The organism is Stutzerimonas sp. KH-1 (genome assembly GCF_054483855.1).
Genome location: NZ_CM137011.1, coordinates 50697 through 69844 on the forward strand (window position 1 = coordinate 50697; position 19148 = coordinate 69844).

20 protein-coding genes and 1 tRNA gene are annotated in these 19148 nt (G+C 61.5%); 16 read left to right on the plus strand and 5 right to left on the minus strand.

Annotation, left to right across the window (positions count from 1 at the left end):
* Positions 1-34: 34 nt before the first annotated feature.
* Positions 35-1525, minus strand: coding sequence for a leucyl aminopeptidase (locus ACX1DW_RS00230; protein WP_458992477.1), 1491 nt, complete (start codon positions 1523-1525; stop codon positions 35-37).
* Positions 1526-1780: 255 nt separating this feature from the next.
* Between ACX1DW_RS00230 and lptF the strand changes: the two genes are divergently transcribed.
* Both lptF and lptG read left to right on the plus strand, forming a co-directional pair.
* The gene (gene lptF / locus ACX1DW_RS00235; protein ID WP_208216540.1) at positions 1781-2902 is read left to right on the plus strand and encodes an LPS export ABC transporter permease LptF; all 1122 of its coding nucleotides are present in this window, start codon (positions 1781-1783) and stop codon (positions 2900-2902) included.
* Positions 2895-3956, plus strand: coding sequence for an LPS export ABC transporter permease LptG (lptG, locus tag ACX1DW_RS00240; RefSeq protein ID WP_458992478.1), 1062 nt, complete (start codon positions 2895-2897; stop codon positions 3954-3956). The genes lptF and lptG overlap by 8 nt, the downstream gene beginning before the upstream one ends.
* A gap of 78 nt (positions 3957-4034) precedes the next feature.
* On the opposite strand, the gene ACX1DW_RS00245 is transcribed toward lptG, so the two are convergent.
* The 3 genes from ACX1DW_RS00245 to ACX1DW_RS00255 all read right to left on the minus strand — a co-directional run bounded on the left by ACX1DW_RS00245 (position 4035) and on the right by ACX1DW_RS00255 (position 5327).
* Complete coding sequence (locus ACX1DW_RS00245) at positions 4035-4532, minus strand: RDD family protein (protein ID WP_011914148.1); 498 nt, start codon at positions 4530-4532, stop codon at positions 4035-4037.
* 97 nt (positions 4533-4629) lie between these two features.
* A complete protein-coding gene (locus ACX1DW_RS00250; protein WP_003246255.1) occupies positions 4630-4842 on the minus strand; it encodes a cold-shock protein in 213 nt (70 codons plus the stop codon).
* 398 nt (positions 4843-5240) lie between these two features.
* Positions 5241-5327, minus strand: a tRNA-Leu gene (locus ACX1DW_RS00255).
* A 111-nt stretch (positions 5328-5438) separates the two neighbouring features.
* On the opposite strand from ACX1DW_RS00255, the gene queA reads away from it, so the two are divergent.
* From queA to ACX1DW_RS00285, 6 genes are all read left to right on the plus strand, one after another.
* Entirely contained in the window at positions 5439-6488 is a 1050-nt protein-coding gene (gene queA / locus ACX1DW_RS00260; RefSeq protein WP_458992479.1) for a tRNA preQ1(34) S-adenosylmethionine ribosyltransferase-isomerase QueA, read from the plus strand.
* A gap of 14 nt (positions 6489-6502) precedes the next feature.
* Positions 6503-7618, plus strand: a complete 1116-nt coding sequence (tgt, locus tag ACX1DW_RS00265) for a tRNA guanosine(34) transglycosylase Tgt (RefSeq protein ID WP_458993429.1) — start codon at positions 6503-6505, stop codon at positions 7616-7618.
* Positions 7619-7660: 42 nt separating this feature from the next.
* Positions 7661-7990, plus strand: a complete 330-nt coding sequence (gene yajC / locus ACX1DW_RS00270) for a preprotein translocase subunit YajC (RefSeq protein WP_014597404.1) — start codon at positions 7661-7663, stop codon at positions 7988-7990.
* A gap of 64 nt (positions 7991-8054) precedes the next feature.
* Positions 8055-9923: a protein translocase subunit SecD gene (gene secD / locus ACX1DW_RS00275; RefSeq protein WP_458992480.1), complete on the plus strand. Its 1869-nt coding sequence runs from the start codon at positions 8055-8057 to the stop codon at positions 9921-9923.
* 12 nt (positions 9924-9935) lie between these two features.
* Positions 9936-10847 (plus strand): protein translocase subunit SecF, encoded by a 912-nt coding sequence (gene secF, locus ACX1DW_RS00280; protein ID WP_133456399.1) that lies wholly within the window; start codon positions 9936-9938, stop codon positions 10845-10847.
* Between the two features lie 77 nt (positions 10848-10924).
* Complete coding sequence (locus ACX1DW_RS00285; protein WP_063542726.1) at positions 10925-11458, plus strand: glycine zipper 2TM domain-containing protein; 534 nt, start codon at positions 10925-10927, stop codon at positions 11456-11458.
* Positions 11459-11523: 65 nt separating this feature from the next.
* Here the strand turns inward: ACX1DW_RS00285 and suhB are convergent, their stop codons facing one another.
* Positions 11524-12339 carry a type III secretion system regulator SuhB gene (gene suhB, locus ACX1DW_RS00290; RefSeq protein ID WP_063542433.1) on the minus strand — a complete coding sequence of 272 codons (816 nt, stop codon included), beginning with the start codon at positions 12337-12339 and terminating at the stop codon, positions 11524-11526.
* A gap of 95 nt (positions 12340-12434) precedes the next feature.
* Between suhB and trmJ the strand changes: the two genes are divergently transcribed.
* The 8 genes from trmJ (at position 12435) to hscA (ending at position 19145) form a co-directional block, all read left to right on the plus strand.
* Positions 12435-13271 carry a tRNA (cytosine(32)/uridine(32)-2'-O)-methyltransferase TrmJ gene (gene trmJ / locus ACX1DW_RS00295; RefSeq protein WP_156244690.1) on the plus strand — a complete coding sequence of 279 codons (837 nt, stop codon included), beginning with the start codon at positions 12435-12437 and terminating at the stop codon, positions 13269-13271.
* The gene (gene cysE / locus ACX1DW_RS00300; RefSeq protein ID WP_063542437.1) at positions 13271-14047 is read left to right on the plus strand and encodes a serine O-acetyltransferase; all 777 of its coding nucleotides are present in this window, start codon (positions 13271-13273) and stop codon (positions 14045-14047) included. The genes trmJ and cysE overlap by 1 nt, the downstream gene beginning before the upstream one ends.
* A gap of 161 nt (positions 14048-14208) precedes the next feature.
* On the plus strand, positions 14209-14700 hold the full coding sequence (gene iscR / locus ACX1DW_RS00305) for a Fe-S cluster assembly transcriptional regulator IscR (protein WP_063542439.1): 492 nt from the start codon (positions 14209-14211) through the stop codon (positions 14698-14700).
* A 31-nt stretch (positions 14701-14731) separates the two neighbouring features.
* Positions 14732-15946, plus strand: a complete 1215-nt coding sequence (locus tag ACX1DW_RS00310) for an IscS subfamily cysteine desulfurase (RefSeq protein WP_063542441.1) — start codon at positions 14732-14734, stop codon at positions 15944-15946.
* Positions 15947-15990: 44 nt separating this feature from the next.
* Positions 15991-16377, plus strand: a complete 387-nt coding sequence (iscU, locus tag ACX1DW_RS00315) for a Fe-S cluster assembly scaffold IscU (RefSeq protein WP_003284664.1) — start codon at positions 15991-15993, stop codon at positions 16375-16377.
* A gap of 11 nt (positions 16378-16388) precedes the next feature.
* Positions 16389-16712, plus strand: coding sequence for an iron-sulfur cluster assembly protein IscA (gene iscA, locus ACX1DW_RS00320; RefSeq protein ID WP_133456400.1), 324 nt, complete (start codon positions 16389-16391; stop codon positions 16710-16712).
* Between the two features lie 7 nt (positions 16713-16719).
* A complete protein-coding gene (gene hscB / locus ACX1DW_RS00325) occupies positions 16720-17241 on the plus strand; it encodes a co-chaperone HscB (RefSeq protein WP_063542443.1) in 522 nt (173 codons plus the stop codon).
* 41 nt (positions 17242-17282) lie between these two features.
* Positions 17283-19145 (plus strand): Fe-S protein assembly chaperone HscA, encoded by a 1863-nt coding sequence (gene hscA / locus ACX1DW_RS00330; protein ID WP_063542445.1) that lies wholly within the window; start codon positions 17283-17285, stop codon positions 19143-19145.
* The last annotated feature ends 3 nt before the right edge of the window (positions 19146-19148 follow it).

The following is a 19148-nucleotide window of genomic DNA, read 5'->3' on the forward strand; positions in this document are numbered from 1 at the left end:
CCGTGTCGGCCGCTGTCACGCGCGGTGATCGGGCTCATCCGTTGATCCGGTCCAGCAGATACTGGGTCAGCAGGGGCACGGGACGGCCAGTCGCGCCTTTTTCCTTGCCGCCACTGGTCCAGGCGGTGCCGGCGATGTCCAGGTGGGCCCAGGGGTACTTCTTGGTGAAGCGCGAGAGGAAGCAGGCGGCAGTGATGGTGCCGGCCTTGGGCCCGCCGATATTGGCGATGTCGGCGAAGGGGCTGTCCAGCTGCTCCTGATACTCGTCGAACAGCGGCAATTGCCAGGCGCGGTCGGCGGCGCTTTCGCCGGCCTGCAGCAGCTGCTGGATGAGCTCGTCGTTGTTGCCGAGCAGGCCCGAGGTATTGCTGCCCAGCGCGACGATGCAGGCGCCGGTCAGGGTGGCCACGTCGACCACGGCTCGCGGCTCGAAACGCTCGGCGTAGGTCAGGGTGTCGCACAGCACCAGTCGGCCTTCGGCGTCGGTGTTGAGGATCTCAACGGTCTGGCCGCTCATGGTGGTGACGATGTCGCCCGGGCGAGTCGCGCCGCCGCTGGGCATGTTCTCGGCGCAGGCCAGCAGGCAGACCAGGTTGATCGGCAACTGCAGTTCGAGCACGGCCTTGAGCGTACCGAGCACGCTGGCGGCGCCGCCCATGTCGTACTTCATCTCGTCCATGCCCAGGCCCGGCTTGAGGCTGATGCCGCCGGTGTCGAAGGTAATGCCCTTGCCGACCAGTGCGTAGGGCTTGTCGCCCTTCTTGCCGCCGTTGTACTGCAGAACGATGATGCAGCCCGGCTGGTCGCTGCCCTGGGATACCGCGAGGAACGCGCCGGCGCCGAGTTCGCGCAGTTTCTTCTCGTCCAGCACATCGAGCTTGACACCCTTGTAGGCCTTGCTCAGCTGCCGGGCCTGATCGGCGAGGAAGGTCGGGTGGCAGACGTTCGGCGGCAGGTTGCCCAGGTCGCGGGTGAAGGCCATGCCGGTGGCGATCGCCGAGGCCTCGCGGGCGGCGCGCTCGACACCGGCCTGTTCGGCCTTGTCGCAGAGCAGGATGATCTTCTGCAGTGCGCGCGGTTCGGCCTTCTTGCTCTTGAATTGGTCGAATACGTACTGGCCGTCGGCAACGATCTCCACCAGCAGGCGCGTGCGGGCATAGCTGTCGCGCCCCTTGACCTGCACGTCCTGCATGGCGAAAGCAGCATCGCCGCCACCCAGGTTCTTGATGACCGCCAGCGCTGCATTGACCACTTTGCGCCATTGGCGGCTGTCGAGTTCATCCGCCTTGCCGGTGCCGACCAGCAGCACCCGCTCGGCCTTGAGACCCGGCAGGCCGTGCAGCAGCAGCGTCTGTCCCGGCTTGCCCTTGATGTCGCCCCGCTTGAGCGCAGTGCTGAGCGCGCCAGCGCTGGCGCTGTCCACGCTCTGTGCGACGCTGCCGAGCAGGCCGTTCTCGCCGAGCGGCAGGATCAGGGTGGCGGTCTTCTGGGTGGAGGCTTTGGCGCTTTTGACAACAAATTCCATGACGTGGTGTCCCCAAGACAAAGAGTCGGGTTTGCAGGATAATGCCGGGCTTAATTTTCCGGTGGTTCGCCTGTTCGGTCGTCACTTGACGACTGCGCTAGGCTAGAAACGTTGCAATCGCCTGAGCTTGTCAGTGATCGCGACGACGCGACTTGCGCGCCATTACCAATTTCCAACGGTCTGCTGCGGCGGGCCGGCAACTGGCGGCTAGTTTGAGCGTTGCCGCCAGAGCCTGACAACCCTGGAGTGTCTGGTTTGATCGTCTTTCGTTACCTGTCCCGAGAGCTGCTGATCACCATGAGCGCGGTCAGTGCCGTGCTGCTGGTGATCATCATGAGCGGCCGCTTCATCAAGTATCTGGCCCAGGCTGCGCAGGGGGTGCTCGATCCGGGCGTGCTGCTGCTGATCATGGGCTTCCGCCTGCCGGGCTTTCTGCAGTTGATCCTGCCGCTGGGGCTGTTCCTCGGCATCCTGCTGGCCTACGGGCGCCTCTATCTGGAAAGCGAAATGACCGTGCTTTCGGCTACCGGCATGAGCCAGCGCCGGCTGCTGGTCTACAGCTTGGCGCCGGCTGCGCTGGTCGCCGCGCTGGTCGGTTGGCTGAGTCTGGGCCTGGCGCCGCAGGGGATCGCCGAGGTCGAGCGCATTCTCAGCCAGCAGGATTCGCTGACCGAGTTCGACACCCTCGTTCCGGGGCGTTTCCAGACCCTGCGCGACGGTTCGCGCGTGACTTATACCCGTGAGCTGTCGGCCGACCGCAGCGAACTGGGCGGGGTGTTCATTTCCGAGACCAATGTTTCACGCCAGACCGGCAAGGAAAGCGGGCTGTCCGTGCTCGTTGCCGAAAGCGGGCGTCAGGAAATTCAACCGGACGGTAGTCGTTATCTGATCCTGGAAAATGGCTACCGCTATGACGGTAACCCGGGGCAGGCGGATTACCGGGCGATCCAGTACGACACCTATGGTGTGTTGCTGCCAAAACCGGAGGTGAGCATGGAGCTGAGCGAGCGCGAGGCCATGCCGACCCACGAGTTGCTCGGCAGCGATAACCTCAGGCACCGAACCGAGCTGCAATGGCGGCTGTCATTGCCGCTGCTGGTGTTCGTCGTCACCGTGCTCGCCGTGCCGCTGGCCAAGGTCAACCCGCGGCAGGGGCGCTTCCTCAAGCTATTGCCGGCCATCCTGTTGTACATGACCTATCTCGCGTTGCTGATCGCGGTGCGCGGCGCGCTGGACAAGGGTCGCCTGCCCATGGCGCTGGGCTTGTGGTGGGTGCACGGGCTGTTCCTGGCGATCGGCCTGCTGATGCTGTTCTGGGAGCCGATCAGGCTGCGAATGAAGAAGCGCCACGCGCAGCTGGAGGTGGCTCGTGGTTAAGCTCGATCGCTACATCGGTATCCATGTCTTTCTCGCCATCCTCACGGTGCTCGGCATCATCGTTGGGTTGGCGCTGCTGTTCGCGTTCATCGACGAGCTGGGTGACGTCCAGGGCAGCTACGGTCTGGGTGACGCTCTGCAATACGTCCTGCTGACCTCGCCGCGCCGGCTGTACGAAATGCTGCCGATGGCGGCGCTGATCGGCTGCCTGATCGGTCTCGGCACGCTGGCCAGCAGTAGTGAGCTCACCATCATGCGCGCCGCCGGGGTTTCCCTGGAACGCATCGTGCTATCGGTGATGAAGCCAATGCTCGTCCTGCTCGTCGCCGGAATCCTCATCGGCGAGTATGTCGCGCCGCTGAGCGAAGACATCGCCCAGGCCAGGCGCTCCCTGGCGCAGGGGGTAGGTGAGGCGCAGAGCAGCAAGCGTGGGCTGTGGCATCGTCAGGAAAACGAGTTCGTGCACGTCAACGCGGTGCAGCCCGGCGGTGTGCTGGTGGGCGTCACGCGTTACCGCTTCGACGAAGAGCGTCGCCTGCTGTCGTCTAGTTTCGCGCGCCGCGCCAGCTACCAGGGCGACCATTGGCGGCTCGAGAACATCGCCACCACCCACTTCCGCGGTGATCACACCGAAGTCATGCGCGCGCCAGAGGAGCGCTGGGACGTCCAGTTGACGCCGCAGCTGCTCGGCACCGTGGTGATGGAGCCGGAGGCGCTGTCGATCACCGGCTTGTGGCGCTATATCCACTATCTGGGCGAGCAGGGGCTGAACAACAGCCGTTACTGGCTGGCTTTCTGGACCAAGGTTTTACAGCCGGCGGTCACCGTGGCGCTGGTGCTCCTGGCGATTTCCTTCATCTTCGGGCCGCTGCGTTCGGTGACGCTGGGGCAGCGGATCTTCACCGGCGTGGTCGTCGGCTTCGTGTTCCGCATCATTCAGGATCTGCTGGGGCCGGCGAGCCAGGTGTTCGGTTTCTCACCGCTGCTGGCGGTGGTGTTGCCGGCCTGTGTCTGTGCGCTGATCGGCGCCTGGTTGCTGAGGCGCGCCGGCTGAGGTATCGCCGTCGCGCATGGCGGTCGCGATGGATTGAGGGACAAGCGCCCGGATATGAGGGATGGCCGGGCGCTGCGATTATTTCTTGTGGATGTTTTTCGGCAGTTGCACCGCCTGACTCTCGGAGTAGATGTCATGCCAGGTGCGCTTCTGCTTGTCGATCAGCATCCACCAATAACCCATTCCCAGGCACAGCAGCGAGACGATCGCGATGAGGAAGCGCAGCAGCGCCTGCCACAGATCGATGGCGCGTCCGTCGCTGTTCTGGATACGGATGCCCCAGACCTGCATGCCCAGTGTCTGACCGTTGTGGGTCCAGAACTTGGCAAAGAAGCCGAACAGGCTGAACAGCAGCAGTGTCGATAGTAGGGGGTCGATGTCCAGGCGGCCGGCCTCGGCGAGCATCTTCAGCTGTTCACTGCCATACAGCAGGCGCAGCAGCACCTGTTGGTAGAACAGGGTCACCACCATCATCAGGGCGATGCAGAGCAGGCTGTCGTAGAACATTGCTGCCAGTCGTCGCATCAGACCGGCGGCGGGGAATTGGCCCTGCGGGCTCAGCAGATGTCGGCGCATTGCGTGTCTCGATCAAGTGGAAGGCGGGGCATTCTACGGAATTGCGCGCATAAAAAAGCCCCTGATGTTGCCATCAGGGGCTTTTCGGAGAGAAGGCTTAGCCCAGGATCTGAACCTGGTCGGCCTGCATGCCCTTTTGACCTTGCACGGCGATGAAGCTGACTTTCTGGCCTTCTTTCAGGCTCTTGAAGCCGTTGCCTTCGATCGCGCGGAAGTGCACGAACAGATCCGGACCGCTCTCGGGAGTGATGAAACCAAAACCTTTCTCGTCGTTAAACCACTTGACGGTACCGTTCTGACGATTCGACATGTCTTTGTATCCTTGAAACTCAAAAGTAGAATTGCTTCCCGCAAAAACAGGAGGCTGGAACTGGTTGCAAGGAGTAAGAGAGTCGAGCGGAGTAGCGGATCTGAAGATCTACTGCACCAGGTCACGATTCAACAGCGACCCATGCAAACACAGTGGGCACACTCTACGATAACTCGCCGGGGAATGCCAACCCCTCGGAGCCATAGAATTTGCCTGTCCAGGCGGCGCCATTTCGGCGCTTGTGAAGGGTGGTTTGACGTGCTGCTCCGCTGCTGCGGATCGTCAAGGCCACGGCTGACTGCATTGTTAGTCAGTCAGCGAGAAGGCAGTGGAACTGGATGTTAATTGCCCGTGTGCGTATCGATCTGAGTTCGCCGAACACTGGCTTGATACTGTGATGGTGCCCCGAGAGAGACTCGAACTCTCACGTTGTTACCAACGGCGGATTTTGAATCCGCTGCGTCTACCGATTCCGCCATCGAGGCACAGTGGCGGCGCAGTATAGGGATGCCGGGCTGAGTGGTCAATCGTTTGGCGTGGTCAGATCGACGTGTTTCGGCTAATATCTGCGCCCTTTCCGCGCCCCGAAACCGCCCATGCAAGTCGCCGATTTCTACTTCGAGCTCCCCGACGCCCTGATTGCCCGTCATCCACTTGCCGAGCGCAGAGCGAGCCGGCTGTTGGTGCTCGACGGTGAGTCCGGGCAGATGTCGCACCGCAATTTTGCCGACCTGCTGGACTGCGTGCGGCCCGGTGACCTGATGGTCTTCAACAACACGCGGGTCATTCCGGCGCGGCTGTTTGGCCAGAAGGCTACGGGCGGCAAGCTGGAGATTCTGGTCGAGCGCGTGACCGGCAATCGCAGCGTGCTGGCGCATGTGCGCTCGAGCAAGTCCCCCAAGCCCGGCTCTCAGATCCTGCTCGACGGTGGCGGCACAGCTGAAATGGTCGCGCGGCACGATGCCCTGTTCGAACTCGCCTTCGACGAGGACGTGTTGCCGCTGCTCGAGCGCATCGGTCACATGCCGTTGCCTCCTTATATAGACAGGCCGGACGATGCCGCCGATCGCGAGCGCTACCAGACCGTCTACGCGCAGCGAGCCGGCGCCGTGGCGGCTCCGACCGCCGGGCTGCATTTCGATGAGGCCCTGCTGGGTGCGCTGCGCGATGCTGGGGTCCAGACTGCCTATGTCACCCTGCATGTTGGCGCCGGCACCTTCCAGCCGGTGCGCGTGGAGCGCATCGAAGAGCACCATATGCATCACGAGTGGCTGGAGGTGACGCAGGAGGTGGTCGATGCGGTGGCGGCCTGCCGCGCACGCGAAGGTCGGGTGATCGCGGTGGGTACCACCAGTGTCCGCTCGCTGGAAACGGCCGCACGCGACGGCGAGCTCAAGCCGTTCAGTGGCGACACTGATATCTTCATCTACCCGGGCAAGACCTTTCATGTGGTCGATGCGCTGGTGACCAATTTCCATCTGCCCGAATCGACGCTGCTGATGCTGGTTTCCGCCTTCGCTGGTTATCCGGAAACCATGGCGGCGTATGCCGAGGCCGTGGCGCAGCGCTACCGCTTCTTCAGCTATGGCGACGCCATGTTCATTACCCGCAACCCCGCACCGCGCGGTCCCGAGGAAACCCGATGAGCCGTACCTGCCACATGTCTTTCGAGCTACTCGCCACCGATGGCAAGGCGCGTCGGGGGCGTCTGACCTTTCCTCGCGGAACCGTGGAAACGCCGGCCTTCATGCCGGTGGGCACCTACGGTACCGTCAAGGGCATGCTGCCGCGGGACATCGAAGCGATCGGTGCGCAGATTATTTTGGGCAACACCTTTCACCTCTGGTTGCGACCTGGCACCGAGGTGATCAAGCGCCACGGCGACCTGCACGACTTCATGCAGTGGCAGGGGCCGATCCTTACCGATTCCGGTGGTTTTCAGGTGTTCAGTCTGGGGGCGATGCGCAAGATCAAGGAGGAGGGCGTCTACTTCGCCTCGCCGGTCGATGGCGCCAAGGTGTTCATGGGGCCGGAAGAGTCCATGCAGGTCCAGCGTGACCTGGGCTCGGATATCGTCATGATCTTCGATGAGTGCACGCCCTATCCGGCTGACGAGGACGTCGCGCGCCGCTCGATGGAGCTGTCGCTGCGCTGGGCCAAGCGCTCCAAGATCGCTCATGGCGACAGCCCGTCGGCACTGTTTGGCATCGTCCAGGGCGGCATGCACGAGTCGCTGCGCATGCGTTCGCTGGAAGGGCTTTGCGAGATCGGCTTCGACGGGCTGGCAATTGGCGGCCTCTCGGTGGGCGAACCGAAGGAAGAGATGATCCGTGTGCTGGACTTCCTGCCGCCGCAGATGCCGGCCGACAAGCCGCGCTATTTGATGGGCGTGGGCAAACCGGAGGATCTGGTCGAGGGTGTGCGACGCGGCGTGGACATGTTCGACTGCGTGATGCCGACGCGTAACGCGCGCAACGGCCATCTGTTCACCGACACCGGCGTTATCAAGATTCGCAACGCAGTGCACAGGCACGACGATTCGCCGCTGGATCCGGGCTGCGATTGTTACACCTGCAAACACTTCTCCCGCGCCTATCTGCATCACCTGGATAAATGCGGCGAAATGCTGGGTAGCATGTTGAATACCATCCACAACCTGCGGCATTACCAGCGGGTGATGGCTGGTTTACGCGACGCCATTCAACAGGGTACATTGGCGGCCTTTGTCGACGCCTTTTATGCCAAGCGCGGCCTGCCAACGCCGCCGCTTGCGTGACGTGCCAGAACAACACAATCCTTTCTGCAACAGGAGTGGTACATGAGCTTTCTGATTCCCGCCGCCTATGCTCAGGAGGCTGCCGCAGGTCCTGCCGGCACCGGTTTCGAGTGGGTATTCTTGGTCGGTTTTCTGGTCATCTTCTATCTGATGATCTGGCGTCCCCAGGCCAAGCGTGCGAAGGAGCACAAAAATCTGATCGCCGGGCTGCAGAAAGGCGATGAGGTAGTCACCTCCGGCGGTATCGCTGGAAAGGTCACCAAGGTCGCTGACGATTTCGTGGTGATCGAGGTTTCCGACAACGTTGAGTTGAAGTTCCAGAAGGTGGCGATCGCCGCCACCCTGCCCAAGGGCACTCTGAAAGCCATCTGAGCTGACTTCATTCAATATCGACGGGGCGCGCAAGGCGCCCCTCGTTCATTAAACGGGCTGCGTCATGCTCAATAGATTCCCTCTCTGGAAATACCTGCTGATTCTGGCAGTGCTCGCGATTGCCTTCGTTTACTCGGCACCCAACCTTTATCCGGACGACCCGGCGATCCAAGTCACTGGCGCCAGCACGGCGCAGGAGATCGGTTCGGCAGATCTCGAACGCATCAGCAAGGCGCTCGAAGATGGCGGTATCGCCGTCAAGTCGGCGTCGCTCGATGAACAGGGTCGCGGCGGTCTCGTGCGTCTGGAGCGCCAGGACGACCAGTTGCCTGCAAAGGATATCGTTCGTCGTGCTCTGGGCGACGCTTACGTCGTAGCGCTCAATCTTGCTCCGACCACGCCGGAGTGGCTGCGCAACCTTGGCGCGAGCCCGATGAAGCTTGGTTTGGACCTCTCTGGTGGTGTGCACTTCCTGTTGGAAGTCGACATGGAGAAGGCGATCGAGACGCGCCTGAACGTTTCGGAAGGCGAGGTCAAGAGCTTGCTGCGCAAGGAGCGAGTACGTTACCGCAGTCTGCCGAATCTGAAGAATGCCGTGCAGCTGGGCTTCGCTGACGAGGAGACACTCGCTGCCGCGCAGGCGCTGATTCGCAAGAACTTCACCGATTTCGAGCTTGCGACCAGTGAGCGTAACGGCCAGCAGGTGCTGCGGTTGACGCTGACCGAGGCCAAGCTGGCGGAAATCCGCGAATATTCGATCAAGCAGAACCTGACCACCGTGCGCAATCGGGTCAATGAGCTTGGTGTGGCTGAGCCTCTGGTGCAGCGCCAGGGCGCCAACCGAATCGTGGTCGAGCTGCCGGGTGTGCAGGATACGGCCGAGGCCAAGCGCATCCTTGGCAAGACGGCGAACCTGGAATTCCGTCTCGCCGCTGAGCCTGATGCCTCACGGGCTTCGACCGAGACATTCGAGTTCCGTGAAGAAGGTCGCCCGCCCGTGCAGCTTGAGCGCACTCTGATCATCACCGGTGATCAGGTAACCGATGCTCAGGCCAGCTACGATGAGAACGGTCGTCCGCAGGTGAACATTCGTCTCGACGGCCATGGCGGCGATCTGATGAATCGCGCCACGCGCAGCAATGTCGGGCGCAGCATGGCCGTGATCTTCATCGAGCAGCGGCCGATGACCCGCTACGTGCGGCAAATGGTCGACGGTGTCGAACAGGAAGTTCGGGTTGAAACCTTCCAGGAAGAGAAGAAGATCATCAGCCTGGCGACGATCCAGTCGCCGCTCGGCAGTCAGTTCCGCATTACCGGTCTCGATGGCCAGGGTGAATCGTCCGAGCTCGCCCTGCTGCTGCGTGCCGGCGGTCTGGCCGCGCCGATGTACTTCGCCGAGGAACGTACCATCGGCCCGAGCCTCGGCGCCGAGAACATCAAGCTGGGTGTGCGGGCCGCCATGTGGGGCTTCCTCTTTGTCGCGATTTTCATGGTGCTGATCTACAAGTTCTTCGGTCTGCTTGCCACCATCGCGCTGCTGTTCAACATGGTGGTGCTCACGGCGCTGATGTCGATGCTCAACGCCACGCTGACGCTGCCAGGTATCGCCGGTATCGTGCTGACCATGGGTATGGCGGTTGACGCCAACGTGCTCATCTTCTCGCGTATTCGGGAGGAGATCGCCAATGGCATGTCGATTCAGCGGGCCATTCACGAGGGCTTCGACCGGGCATTCTCGGCGATTCTCGACGGCAACCTGACCACCTTGCTGGTCGGCGGCATTCTGTTCGCCATGGGAACCGGTCCGATCAAGGGCTTTGCGGTGACCCTGTCGATCGGCATCCTGACGTCGATGTTCACTGCAATCATCGTGACGCGCGGCATGGTCAACCTGATCTACGGTGGCCGCGATCTCAAGAAGCTGTGGATTTAAGGGGCTAGCACGATGAAACGCGTAATCAATTTCATGGGCGTCCGCCATCTGGCATTCGCCCTCACCGTGCTGCTGACCATCGCCTCGCTAGGGAGCCTGGTGGTCAAGGGCTTGAATTTCGGTCTGGATTTCACCGGTGGCACGTTGATCGAGCTGGGCTATGAGCGGCCGGTGGGGCTCGAGCAGGTGCGCGGCCAGTTGGTGCAGGCCGGCTTCACCGATGCGGTAGTGCAGAGCTTCGGTGCCACCACCGATGTGCTGGTGCGTATGCCGGGCGACGATCCTCAGTTGGGTGAGCGTATCGCCAGCGCCTTGCGTAACGCCGATGGCGGCAACTCTGTCAGCGTCAAGCGTGTGGAGTTCGTCGGGCCGGCAGTTGGTGAGGAGCTACGCGACCAGGGTGGCCTGGGTATGCTGCTGGCGCTGGGAGGAATCCTGGTTTACGTGGCATTCCGCTTCCAATGGAAGTTCGGCCTGGGTGCGGTCCTCTCGCTGTTCCATGACGTAATCGTGGTGCTGGGCGTATTCTCCTTCTTCCAGATCTCCTTCGACTTGACGGTGCTGGCGGCGGTGCTCGCGGTGATCGGCTACTCGTTGAACGACACCATTGTCATCTTCGATCGGATCCGCGAGAACTTCCGCATGCTGCGCAAGGCCGAGCTGCTGGAGAACATCAACATCTCCACCACCCAGACGCTCCTGCGCACCATGGCCACTTCGGTCTCCACGTTGCTGGCAGTTGGGGCACTGATGGTCTTCGGAGGCGAGAACCTGTGGGGGTTCTCGCTGGCGCTGCTGATCGGCGTCGGCGTTGGTACCTACTCCTCGGTCTACGTTGCGGGTACGCTGCTGGTCTGGCTCAAACTCACGCGTGACGATCTGATTCCGCCAGTGGTGGAAGAAGAAGCTGACGAGCGCCCCTGATCCTCTTTCGAACTTCCGCAGCCTTGCGTGGTCCAAGGCAGCGGAACGGGCGTAGCCCGAAGGAAGAGGATGTCACAGTGAACAAGTCCATGTTGGTCGGTACGGCACTTGGAGTGGTCGTCGCCACGGCTGGTGGAGCTTTCGCTACTTATAGCCTGGTCGATCGCGGTCCGAAGTTCGCCGAGGTGCTGGCGGTCGAACCTATCAAGGAAACCATCCGAACGCCGCGTGAAGTCTGCAAGGACGTCGCGGTGACACGGCAGAAGCCCGTGCAAGATGAGCACCGTATTGCGGGCACCGCGGTCGGCGCCGTTGTCGGTGGGCTGCTGGGCAATCAAATCGGTGGCGGCACCGGCAAGAAGATCGCCACTGTCGCGGGTGCGGTCGGCGGTGGTTACGCCGGCAATCAGGTGCAGGGGCGCATGCAGGCCAACAGCACCTACACCACTACCGAGACCCGCTGCAGCACGGTGACCGATACACACGACAAGATCGTCGGCTATGACGTCAAGTACGATCTGGCTGGCAAGGTTGGCCGCGTACGAATGGATCGTGATCCGGGCAGCCAGATACCGGTGCAGGATGGACAGTTGATGTTGTCTCAGCAATAAGCAAACCAGCAGCATAAAAAAACGCCCCGACGGGGCGTTTTTTTATGCGTGACGCTCAGCTTGGCTCAGCGCTTGAGCGATGGCGTGAGGTGAGGCTGGATGGTGGTCAGTACCGCCTTGAAGCACTTGGTGTTGCCGGCCACGATCTGGCCCTTCTCGAGGAATTCATGGCCGCCGCTGAAATCGCTCACCAAGCCGCCTGCCTCCTGGATAAGGAGTGCGCCGGCTGCCATGTCCCACTCGGAAAGACCGAACTCCCAGAACGCATCGAAACGACCCGCTGCGACGTAGGCCAGGTCGAGGCTCGCCGCGCCGGCGCGGCGCAGCCCTGAGGTCTGGCCGACCAGGCTGCGGAACATGTTCAGGTAGCTGTCCAGGTTGTCCAGCTGGCCGTCCTTGAATGGAAAGCCTGTGCCGAGCAGGGCGCCTTCCAGGCTCTTGCGCGAACTGACGCGCAGGCGGCGCCCATTCAGGGCTGCCCCTCGGCCGCGGCTCGCGGTGAACTCTTCCTGGCGGACCGGATCCAGAACAACAGCGTGTTCAAGGCGACCACGGTACTTGCAGGCGATGCTGACGGCGTAGTGCGGAATGCCGCGAACGAAGTTGGTGGTGCCGTCCAGTGGATCGATGATCCAGAGGTAATCAGCGCCATCGCCGCTGCCTTCGAGCAGTCCGCCTTCCTCGCCGAGGATGCCGTGATTCGGGTAGGCCTTGCGCAGCGCATTGATGATGCATTGCTCGGCGGCCTTGTCGATTTCGGTGACGTAATCCTTCGCCTCTTTCTCGTTGACCGAAATTGCATCCAGGCGATCGGTGGAACGGACAATCAGTTCGCCGGCGCTGCGGGCGGCGCGCAGCGCGATATTCAGCATGGGCTGCATGGATCAATTACCTGGGTCGTTAAAGAAAGCGCGAAATTCTATCAGGAAAGCGTTGCCGCATGTAGCGTGACCGGTGCTGCTGCGGCCTTTGGCGGATGGCGAATGAAGAGCGGCTTCCTGTAAGCTTTCCGCTGGTTTCCAAGCTGAGAAGAATTGTGTCGCTGCAGAACATTCGTGTGGTGCTGGTCAACACCAGTCATGCCGGCAACATCGGTGGCGCAGCTCGGGCCATGAAGAACATGGGCCTGTCGCGGCTGGTGCTGGTCGAGCCGGAAGATTTTCCGAGCTCCGACGCTATCGCCCGGGCGTCCGGGGCGACCGATATTCTCGATGCCGCGCTGGTCGTCGACACGCTGGAGGAGGCGCTGGTTGGTTGTAGCCTTGTGCTTGGTACCAGTGCCCGCGATCGTCGCATTCCGTGGCCTTTGCTCGATCCGCGCGAGTGCGCGGCGGTATCGGTGGAGCAGGCTGCTGCTGGTAGCGACGTGGCGCTGGTGTTCGGTCGTGAGTACGCAGGGCTGACCAATGAAGAGCTGCAGCGGTGCCAGTACCACGTGCATATTCCTTCCGATCCTCAGTTCAGCTCGTTGAACCTTGCTGCGGCCGTGCAGGTGTTGACCTATGAGGTGCGCATGGCCTGGTTGGCTGCTGAGGGCCGGCCAACGAAGGTCGAGAAGCTGGAAACCACCGCAATGCTGGATGCGCAGCCGGTCACGGTCGATGAGTTGGAGAACTACTTCGGTCATCTGGAACAGACGCTGATTGACATCGGCTTCCTCGATCCGGCAAAGCCCCGTCATTTGATGCCGCGCTTGCGCAGGCTCTACGGGCGCAGCGGCATCAGCAAGCTGGAGATGAACATCTTGCGCGGTATTCTCACAGAGACACAGAAGGCCGCCCGTGGCGAGCCCCACAAGCGGAGAAATGACTGATGTTCGAACGCATGCGCGAAGATATCCAGAGCGTGTTCCATCGCGATCCGGCGGCACGCAATGCGTTCGAGGTATTAACCTGTTATCCGGGGCTGCATGCCGTATGGATTCACCGTCTATCTCACTGGCTTTGGGCGCATGAATGGAAATGGCTGGCACGCATGTCGTCGAATCTTGGGCGCTGGCTGACCGGAGTCGAGATACATCCGGGTGCCCGGATCGGTCGTCGTTTCTTCATCGACCATGGGATGGGCATTGTCATTGGTGAGACCGCCGAGATCGGTGATGACGTGACGCTTTATCATGGCGTGACGCTGGGCGGGACCAGTTGGAACAAGGGCAAGCGCCACCCGACGCTCGAGGATGGTGTGATCGTCGGGGCGGGCGCGAAGATTCTCGGCCCCTTCACTGTGGGGGCGGGCGCGAAGATCGGTTCGAATGCGGTCGTGACGCGCGAGGTTCCGCCAGGCGCCACGGCCGTCGGCATACCGGGGCGCATCATCGTGAAGTCCAGCGACGAGCAGGAGGCAAGACGTAAGGCCATCGCCGAGAAGATCGGATTCGATGCTTATGGGGTCAGCGAGGACATGCCCGATCCGGTAGCGCGAGCGATTGGGCAGTTGCTGGATCACGTGCAGGCGGTTGAAGAGCGTCTGGAGGGCATGTGCGGGGCGCTCAAGGCGCTCGGGAGTGACTATTGCGCCAAGGAGTTGCCCGAACTGCGCGAGGAGGATTTCGTGGAGGTGAAATCCGAAGGCGGCGAGCCGCGTGCATGAAGTGCGGGTGCTGGCAGCAGCTGGTATCATGCGGCGGTTTCCGATCGGGTGGTCTTCACCTGCAGGCAAATAAAGCCCGACTAAATCAATAGGTCTTATAGTTGACTTAAATACTCGGGAATAGCATACTTGCGCCAAACCGTAATGCTTGGTGCAGACCGATGCGATTGACCACCAAAGGCCGTTATGCCGTGACCGCCATGCTTGATCTGGCGCTCCATGCCCAGCATGGTCCGGTCTCTTTGGCCGATATTTCCGAACGTCAGGGGATCTCGCTTTCCTATCTTGAGCAGCTGTTTGCCAAGCTCCGCCGCAGCGCTTTGGTGACCAGTGTGCGTGGCCCGGGGGGCGGTTATCAGCTCTCGCGCGACATGGCCGGTATTCAGGTCGCTCAGGTAATCGATGCGGTCAACGAATCCGTCGATGCGACACGTTGTCAAGGCTTAGGAGGCTGTCACTCCGGCGATACCTGCCTGACCCATCACCTGTGGTGCGATCTCAGTGATCGAATCCATGAATTCCTCAGTGGCATCAGTCTGGCCGACCTGGTCAATCGCCAGGACGTGCAGCAGGTCGCTCTGCGCCAGGATATGCGCAAGGCCGGGGGCTCGTTGCCGCAAATGGACAAGATAGAAGCGTCCGCCATCGAATGAGCAGGGCGACCGCCTGATAGGAGATATCTGAATGAAATTGCCGATTTACCTCGACTATTCCGCCACTACCCCGGTGGATCCTCGTGTCGCTGCCAAGATGATCGAATGCCTTACCAATGAAGGCAATTTTGGTAACCCGGCTTCTCGCTCCCACGCCTTCGGCTGGAAAGCCGAAGAGGCGGTGGAAAATGCGCGCCGTCAGGTTGCCGAGCTGGTCAACGCCGACCCGCGGGAGATCGTCTGGACATCCGGTGCGACCGAGTCGGACAACCTGGCCATCAAGGGCGTCGCACATTTCTATGCGTCCAAGGGCAAGCACATCGTCACCACCAAGATCGAGCACAAGGCGGTACTGGATACCACGCGCCAGCTCGAGCGCGAAGGCTTCGAGGTGACCTACATCGAGCCGGGCGAGGATGGCATCGTCACGCCGGCGATGGTTGAAGCTGCGTTGCGCGACGACACGATCCTTGTGTCGGTCATGCACGTGAACAACGAGATCGGCACCATCAATGACATCACCGCCATTGGCGAATTGACGCGCTCTCGCGGCATTCTTTTCCACGTCGATGCGGCGCAGTCGACCGGCAAGGTCGAGATCGATCTGGAGAAGATGAAGGTCGATCTGATGTCCTTTTCTGCTCATAAGACCTACGGCCCCAAGGGGGTCGGTGCGCTCTATGTTCGCCGTAAGCCGCGCGTGCGCCTCGAGGCGCAGATGCATGGCGGTGGCCACGAGCGGGGCATGCGCTCCGGTACCCTGGCTACTCATCAGCTGGTCGGAATGGGCGAGGCCTTTCATCTGGCCAAGCTGGAGATGGCTCAGGAAAACGAGCGTATTCGCGCTCTGCGGGATCGCTTCTACAAGCAGGTCGAGCACCTGGAAGAGCTGTACGTCAATGGCAGCATGACTGCGCGTGTCCCGCACAACCTCAACCTCAGCTTCAATTATGTCGAGGGTGAGTCGCTGATCATGGCCCTCAAGGATCTGGCGGTATCTTCTGGGTCCGCCTGTACATCTGCTTCGTTGGAGCCTTCCTATGTGCTGCGTGCATTGGGGCGCAACGATGAGCTGGCGCACAGCTCCATTCGCTTCAGTTTTGGTCGATTCACCACCGAAGAGGAAATCGACTACGCAGCGCAGAAGGTTTGCGAAGCCGTGACCAAGCTGCGAGAGCTTTCGCCCCTGTGGGACATGTTCAAAGATGGCGTCGACATTTCCAAGGTCGAGTGGCAAGCCCACTGACTGGCGTCTAACGCCGCATCGCCTGATATAGAGAGGATTTCACCATGGCATACAGTGACAAGGTCATCGACCACTACGAAAACCCGCGCAACGTCGGCAAGTTCGACGCTGAAGACCCGAGCATCGGTACCGGCATGGTAGGCGCGCCGGCATGTGGCGACGTGATGCGTTTGCAGATCAAGGTCAACGAGCAGGGTGTCATTGAAGATGCCAAGTTCAAGACCTATGGTTGCGGCTCCGCCATCGCCTCCAGCTCGCTTGCTACCGAGTGGATGAAGGGCAAAACCCTGGAAGAAGCGGAGACAATCAAGAACACGCAGCTGGCCGAAGAGCTGGCGCTGCCGCCGGTCAAGATTCACTGCTCGGTGCTCGCCGAAGACGCGATCAAGGCGGCAGTGCGTGACTACCGTGAAAAGAAAGGTCTGCTTTAAGGAGCGTTGCGATGGCTATCACCATGACGCCCGCTGCCGCGCAGCATGTCCGCCGCTCCCTTGAGGGGCGCGGCAAAGGCGTGGGCGTGAGGCTGGGAGTTCGCACCACCGGCTGCTCTGGTCTGGCTTACGTGCTGGAGTTTGTCGACGAGACCGCCGCCGAGGACTCGGTGTTCGAAAGCTACGGGGTCAAGGTGATCATCGACCCCAAGAGTCTCGTCTATCTCGACGGAACCGAACTCGATTTCGTTCGTGAAGGCCTTAACGAGGGCTTCAAGTTCAACAACCCGAACGTTCGTGGCGAGTGCGGCTGCGGCGAGAGCTTCAATATCTGAGGACGCTGTGGGTACTCCTTGTCATTTCGCATTGTTCGAGCTGAAGCCGGATTTCGATCTGGATCTTGAGCGACTAGCCGATCGTTACCGCGAGCTCGCTCGTCAGACTCATCCCGACCGTTTTGCGGATGCCAGCGAGAGCGAGCAGCGTCAAGCGCTCGAGCGGTCTGCCAATCTCAATGAGGCATACCAGACGCTGCGGATTCCGAGTCGGCGGGCGCGCTATCTGCTAGCCCTCGAAGGGCATGACGTGCCGCTGGAGGCCACGGTTCAGGATCCTGATTTCCTGATGCAGCAGATGCATTGGCGCGAGGAGCTCGAAGAGCTCCATGAACAGGCGGATTTGGACGGCGTCGCTGCCTTCAAGTCGCGGCTCAAGCAGGCCCAGCAAAAGCTGAACGACGACTTTGCGCAGGTCTGGCAACTTCCGGCGCGTCGCGCCGATGCCGAGCGGCTGGTGCGGCGAATGCAGTTTCTCGACAAGCTGACCCAGGAAGTGCGCCAACTCGAAGAGCGCCTCGACGATTAACCCCGCGCAGTGCCAGACGCTGCGCCCGATATCAGACAGACATGGCCTTACTTCAGATTGCCGAGCCAGGACAGAGCCCACAGCCTCATCAACGCCGCCTGGCTGTAGGAATAGACCTGGGCACCACCAATTCCCTCGTGGCTGCGCTGCGCAGTGGTATCACCGCGCCGCTGCCCGACGCCGAAGGACAGGTGATTCTGCCTTCTGTCGTGCGTTATCACCCTGATTATGTTGAGGTGGGTGCGCAAGCCAAGCTTGCCGCGGCGAGCGATCCCTTCAATACCATCAGTTCGATCAAGCGCCTGATGGGGCGTGGGTTAGCCGACGTCAAGCAGCTGGGGGAGCAGTTGCCCTATCGTTTCCGCGAAGGCGAATCGCAAATGCCTTTCATCGAGACGGTGCAGGGGGCCAGGAGTCCGGTTGAGGTGTCCGCTGAGATACTTCGAACGTTGCGTCAGCGGGCAGAGGCCAGTCTGGGGGGCGAGCTTGTCGGTGCAGTAATCACCGTGCCGGCGTATTTCGACGATGCTCAGCGCCAGGCAACCAAGGATGCCGCACGTATTGCCGGGCTCAACGTGCTGCGGCTGCTCAACGAGCCGACCGCTGCGGCTGTGGCCTATGGCCTAGATCGGCAAGCAGAGGGCGTCGTCGCGATCTACGATCTGGGCGGTGGCACGTTCGACATCTCGATTCTGAGGTTGACCAAGGGGGTGTTCGAAGTATTGGCGACCGGCGGCGATACCGCGCTGGGCGGTGATGACTTCGATCATGCCGTGGCTGACTGGATCGTCGTGCAGGCTGGTGTCTCCGGCGACCTGACTCCGGGTAGCCAGCGCGAGTTGCTGAAGCTCGCCTGTGATGCGAAGGAGCGCCTCAGTTCGGCTGATGCGGTCACGATCAATTACGCTGGTTGGTCGGGCGAGCTGCGCCGGGAAACTTTCGATTCCCTGATCGAGCCCTTGGTTGCGCGTAGCCTGAAGTCCTGCCGACGCGCCGTGCGTGATTCCGGCGTGGAGCTTGAAGAAATCACGGCCGTGGTCATGGTGGGCGGCTCGACGCGGGTGCCCAGGGTGCGCTCCGCGGTCGGGCAGCTGTTTGGTCGTGAGCCGCTGACCGATATCGATCCTGATGAAGTCGTGGCGATCGGCGCCGCGATCCAGGCCGAAACGCTGGCTGGCAACAATCGTGATGGCGAAGAGTTGCTGCTGCTCGATGTGATCCCGCTGTCGTTGGGGCTGGAAACCATGGGCGGATTGATGGAGAAGATCATTCCGCGCAACACGACGATACCGGTGGCTCGCGCCCAGGACTTCACTACCTACAAAGATGGCCAGACGGCCATGATGATTCACGTGCTGCAGGGCGAGCGCGAGCTGATCGCTGACTGCCGGTCGTTGGCGCGGTTCGAGCTGCGCGGCATTCCGCCGATGGTTGCCGGTGCTGCCAAGATTCGCGTGACATTCCAGGTCGACGCCGACGGCCTGCTCAGTGTTTCTGCTCGAGAGCTCGCATCAGGGGTCGAGGCCAACATTCAGGTCAAGCCGTCTTATGGGCTGACCGATGGCGAAATAGCCCGAATGTTGGAGGATTCGTTCCGCAAGGCGGACGACGATCGTCATGCGCGCGCCTTGCGTGAGCAGCTGGTTGAGGCTCAGCGTCTGCTGGAGGCCGTCGAGGCAGCATTGGAAGCCGATGGCGAGCGTCTGCTTGCTGCTGAGGAGCGCGCTGCCATCGAAGCGCAGATGGAAGAGTTGCGTACGCTGCTCGACAGTCAGGACGTTTCCGCCATCGAGCGCCAGACCAAACGCCTGAGCCAGATCACCGACGCCTTTGCTGCGCGTCGTCTGGACTCCACCGTCAAGGCCGCGCTGGCCGGGCGGCGGCTCAACGATATCGAGGATTAACCC

Bases quoted from the DNA above. Each gene is read 5' to 3' on its own strand.
- iscR (WP_063542439.1), top strand. From the start codon at position 14,209: ATGCGATTGACCACCAAAGGCCGTTATGCCGTGACCGCCATGCTTGAT.
- ACX1DW_RS00230 (WP_458992477.1), bottom strand. From the start codon at position 1,525: ATGGAATTTGTTGTCAAAAGCGCCAAAGCCTCCACCCAGAAGACCGCC.
- yajC (WP_014597404.1), top strand. From the start codon at position 7,661: ATGAGCTTTCTGATTCCCGCCGCCTATGCTCAGGAGGCTGCCGCAGGT.
- tgt (WP_458993429.1), top strand. From the start codon at position 6,503: ATGTCTTTCGAGCTACTCGCCACCGATGGCAAGGCGCGTCGGGGGCGT.
- trmJ (WP_156244690.1), top strand. From the start codon at position 12,435: ATGGCGAATGAAGAGCGGCTTCCTGTAAGCTTTCCGCTGGTTTCCAAG.
- iscA (WP_133456400.1), top strand. From the start codon at position 16,389: ATGGCTATCACCATGACGCCCGCTGCCGCGCAGCATGTCCGCCGCTCC.
- cysE (WP_063542437.1), top strand. From the start codon at position 13,271: ATGTTCGAACGCATGCGCGAAGATATCCAGAGCGTGTTCCATCGCGAT.
- ACX1DW_RS00310 (WP_063542441.1), top strand. From the start codon at position 14,732: ATGAAATTGCCGATTTACCTCGACTATTCCGCCACTACCCCGGTGGAT.
- iscU (WP_003284664.1), top strand. From the start codon at position 15,991: ATGGCATACAGTGACAAGGTCATCGACCACTACGAAAACCCGCGCAAC.
- ACX1DW_RS00245 (WP_011914148.1), bottom strand. From the start codon at position 4,532: ATGCGCCGACATCTGCTGAGCCCGCAGGGCCAATTCCCCGCCGCCGGT.
- secD (WP_458992480.1), top strand. From the start codon at position 8,055: ATGCTCAATAGATTCCCTCTCTGGAAATACCTGCTGATTCTGGCAGTG.
- hscA (WP_063542445.1), top strand. From the start codon at position 17,283: ATGGCCTTACTTCAGATTGCCGAGCCAGGACAGAGCCCACAGCCTCAT.
- suhB (WP_063542433.1), bottom strand. From the start codon at position 12,339: ATGCAGCCCATGCTGAATATCGCGCTGCGCGCCGCCCGCAGCGCCGGC.
- ACX1DW_RS00250 (WP_003246255.1), bottom strand. From the start codon at position 4,842: ATGTCGAATCGTCAGAACGGTACCGTCAAGTGGTTTAACGACGAGAAA.
- secF (WP_133456399.1), top strand. From the start codon at position 9,936: ATGAAACGCGTAATCAATTTCATGGGCGTCCGCCATCTGGCATTCGCC.
- queA (WP_458992479.1), top strand. From the start codon at position 5,439: ATGCAAGTCGCCGATTTCTACTTCGAGCTCCCCGACGCCCTGATTGCC.